Raw genomic sequence first — 3546 nt, 5'->3', positions numbered from 1 at the left:
GCCTTCGCGCTGCATGGCGCCCTGCGACGCGGCCAGCCATTCGCCTTCGGCCTCGGTCTGCGGCGTGGCGGGTGTCGGGCGGAAGCCGACCATGTTCAGATGGATCGCGCGGCAACCGCCCTTGCCATCGACTGTGCCATGATTGAAGCCGAGCCAGGAGGTCACCATACTGCCCCAGTCGCCGCCCTGAGCGAGATAGGTGTCATATTTCAGTATGTCGCGCATCAGAGTGTCCCAAAGCGCGGCCGTGCCTCGGGGTCCGATCGGGGATTTTGGCCGCCCTGAAAATCCGTAACCGGGCAGGGAAGGGATGATCAGGTCAAAAGCATCTTCGGCCTTGCCGCCATAGCGGGATGGAAAGGCCAGGGGCGCGATCGCTTCCCAAAATTCAAAAACTGAACCCGGCCACCCATGTGTGATGAGCAGGGGGCGCCGCCCGCCAGCTTCGCCCACGACATGGACAAAGTGAATCATCTGACCATCAATCTCGACTTTGTAGCTGGGATACTTGTTCAGGATCTCTTCTGATTTGCGCCAATCATAGCCTGCAATCCAATAGCGCTGGATGTCTTTCATCACCGGTGTGGACATGCCGTAGGCAAAGCCTTCTTCATTGGCCGGGGCTGGAAACCAGTCATAGGCTTTCACCCGCGCCATGATGGCGTCGAGCTTTTCCTGGGGAATGTCGATGCGGTAGGGCTGAGCGGTCGGCATGTTTGTCTCCTCGCTAGGGTGTCATCCAGCTAGCGGACATGCCGTGGGGCGAAGCAAGTTAAATCGAGAAACTGGTTCCGCAGCCGCAAGCCGCCGTAGCATTCGGGTTGCTGATCTTGAAGGCAGCACCAATCAGTTCGGTCGTGAAATCGATCTGTGAGCCCTTCAGGAATTCGAGGCTCATTTCGTCGATCAACACTTTTGCGCCATCGCGTTCCAGGACGATATCGTCTTCCTTGACCGCTTGGTCGAAGTCGAACTTATAGGAAAAGCCTGAACATCCGCCGCCTTCGACGGAGACGCGCAGAAAATCAACGCCGTCCTGTTTGGCCAGAATCGCATTAATCCGCTTGGCAGCCGAGGCTGTAAGGGTCACATCGGGGGCAGTTGTCGTGCTCATGACCTCAACATAGGGATTCCCGAGCCAATGGAAAAGAGATCAGTGTATGCCACCCGGCACGAAGATAGCCGCGGCCGGTATTTCCCGGAGGCGCCATCGGCGACTCGAACGCCTTTCCAGCGTGATCGAGACCGGATTATCCACTCGACCGCCTTCCGGCGATTGAAGCAGAAGACACAGGTGTTTGTCGCACATGAGGGCGATCATTTCCGCACCCGCCTGACGCATTCACTCGAAGTGGCCCAGATTGCCCGCAGTATTGCCCGTACGCTCGGTCTGGACGAAGACCTCGCCGAAGCGTTGGCGCTCGCCCACGATATGGGCCACCCGCCCTTCGGACATGCGGGCGAGGACCAGTTGGACGCGTGCATGGCGGACTATGAGGGGTTTGATCATAACGCCCAGACGCTGCGCATCGTTACCAAGCTGGAGGTCCGATACCCCAATTTCGAGGGCCTGAACCTGACCTGGGAGCTGCTGGAGGGCCTCGTAAAGCACAATGGCCCGATGGTGACGCGCGATACACCGGTGGAATCGCTACCGGCCGCTTTTCGGGAATATGCGAACTTCATGGACTTGGAGCCGCACCAGTTTGCAGGTCCGGAAGCGCAGGTGGCTGCACTGTCAGACGACATCGCCTACAATAATCATGATATTGATGACGGTATCGCCGCTGGCCTGTTCACGATTGACGATCTGATGGATTTGCCGATTGTCGGAGACGAGTTCCGCGCGGTGAAATTGGAATATGCGCATTTAAGCGACCGGATGGTCTCCTATGAGGCGGTTCGTCGCCTGATCGGCCTGTGGGTCAACGACCTGACCGCCGAGACGGGCCGGCGCGCGAAGCAGTACGCGCCACAGAGCGCCGCGGAAGTGCGCGCCATGGATGTGCCACTCGTTGCATTTTCGGAGGAGCTGGAAAGCCGTCAGCGGGCGCTGCGCGCCTTTCTGTATGAGCGGATGTACAAACACTACACAGTCAACCGCATGCGCAGCAAAGCCAAACGCATGCTCGCCGAGCTGTTTCAGATTTTCCTGAGTGAGCCTGACACGCTGCCGAGCCCGTGGCGGCAAGATGCGTCACAGGCCAACGAAGCGCGCCGAGCGCGCATTGTTTGTGACTATATCGCCGGGATGACAGATTCCTACGCAATCGAGGAACACCGGCGGCTTTATCATCCGGATGTACTGCGCTAGCCGCACTGTCATCACATTTACCGGTTTTAAAGCGTTGCAGGCGCCGAGACCTGTGAAAGCTCTTGAATATTCAAGTGTCGTTAACGAAACACGCCGTAATCTTAACTCTGTGAACCTAATCTGAGGATGATTCCATGGGGCGATATCGGGACGACGAGCGGGATTATTCCCCGTTCGAAGACGATTACCGCGGATTTGATGTTCGCGAGGACGATTCCACGCGCGGACCGCTCATCCTGGCGCTTGCCGTGGGGGTCTTGCTCGTCTTCGGCGCAGTTGTTTGGAACACATATCGTCAGGGAGTTCGGGACAACGGTGCCGGTATCCCCAGCGTAATCGCCGATAAAGAGCCCTACAAGCGTGCGCCTGAAGATCGTGAAGGTGTTGCAGTCCCAGACACTGACAAGCGCTTCTACGATCAGATGGATGACTCCGAGCGTACAGTGGAGCCGGGCACCGACTTCGCTGCAAATGGCACTGAAGGTGGTGATGCGCTGCAAGGCGGCCCCCCAATTGAGCTCAGGCCAGGCCGGGAAGGCATCGAGCCTGATGATGCGCAAGTACGCGCACTGGCTGACCTGGAGGCGATGCCAGAGGATGAGGAAGAGACCCTGCGTGTCGTGCCAACGAATCCGGTGGTGCAGGCGCCTGCTCCCGCGCCGCGGAAGGCGCCGGCCGCCAGCGAAGCGTCCTCACAGTTTGCCTTTACCGATGATGGTATTTACCTCGTCCAGTTGGCAGCTTTCCGCTCACAAGACGCCGCTGAAACCGCCTGGACGAAAATGAACAGTACAAAGCCCGGCCTCTACCGGAGTGCTCAGAAGCGTATTCAACGAGCCGATCTTGGAGCCAAGGGTGTCTTCTATCGGTTGCGCGTCGGCAGCTTTGCGGAACGGTCTGAAGCATCGAAATTCTGTGATGCGGTGAAGGCCGGCGGTGACAATTGCATTGTGGTGACAGGATAGTGATCAAGGCTTGCATCCTCAGCGTTTCGGGGCCTGTGCTCACGAAGGAGGAAGCGACACTGTTCGCCGCCGAGCAGCCTTGGGGGGTCATCCTGATGGGCCGCTCCTGCGTATCGCGGACCCAAGTCCGAAGCCTCGTCGATGACATCTGGAACGCGATGAATCGGCCGTGCCTGATCTTTATCGATCAGGAGGGTGGACGTGTGGCAAGGTTGAAGGCGCCTGAATGGCCTCTTTTTCCGCGTGGTCAGGACTATGCCGATATTT

The 3546-nt window shown here is 58.3% G+C and carries 4 protein-coding genes and 1 pseudogene; 3 read left to right on the top strand and 2 right to left on the bottom strand.

The features are described 5' to 3' along the window. Together B4F73_RS05270 and erpA are read right to left on the bottom strand one after the other, a co-directional pair. Positions 1-714, bottom strand: a 714-nt coding sequence (locus B4F73_RS05270; protein WP_290482663.1) for an epoxide hydrolase family protein, incomplete at its 3' end; no start/stop codon positions are given. Between the two features lie 58 nt (positions 715-772). Further along, entirely contained in the window at positions 773-1114 is a 342-nt protein-coding gene (gene erpA, locus B4F73_RS05265) for an iron-sulfur cluster insertion protein ErpA (protein ID WP_290482662.1), read from the bottom strand. A 27-nt stretch (positions 1115-1141) separates the two neighbouring features. Here erpA and B4F73_RS05260 point away from each other — a divergent pair, with 27 nt between their 5' ends. The 3 genes and pseudogenes from B4F73_RS05260 to B4F73_RS05250 form a co-directional block, all read left to right on the top strand. Continuing rightward, positions 1142-2314, top strand: coding sequence for a deoxyguanosinetriphosphate triphosphohydrolase (locus B4F73_RS05260; protein ID WP_034812792.1), 1173 nt, complete (start codon positions 1142-1144; stop codon positions 2312-2314). Positions 2315-2448: 134 nt separating this feature from the next. Continuing rightward, positions 2449-3279 carry an SPOR domain-containing protein gene (locus B4F73_RS05255; RefSeq protein ID WP_290482661.1) on the top strand — a complete coding sequence of 277 codons (831 nt, stop codon included), beginning with the start codon at positions 2449-2451 and terminating at the stop codon, positions 3277-3279. After that, positions 3279-3546 (top strand): annotated as a pseudogene (locus B4F73_RS05250) (beta-hexosaminidase); the annotation flags it as partial. The gene B4F73_RS05255 and the pseudogene B4F73_RS05250, both read left to right, overlap by 1 nt.

The organism is Hyphomonas sp. UBA3601 (genome assembly GCF_002375605.1).
Taxonomy (GTDB): domain Bacteria; phylum Pseudomonadota; class Alphaproteobacteria; order Caulobacterales; family Hyphomonadaceae; genus Hyphomonas.
This window is presented reverse-complemented; position numbering and strand designations above follow the sequence as displayed.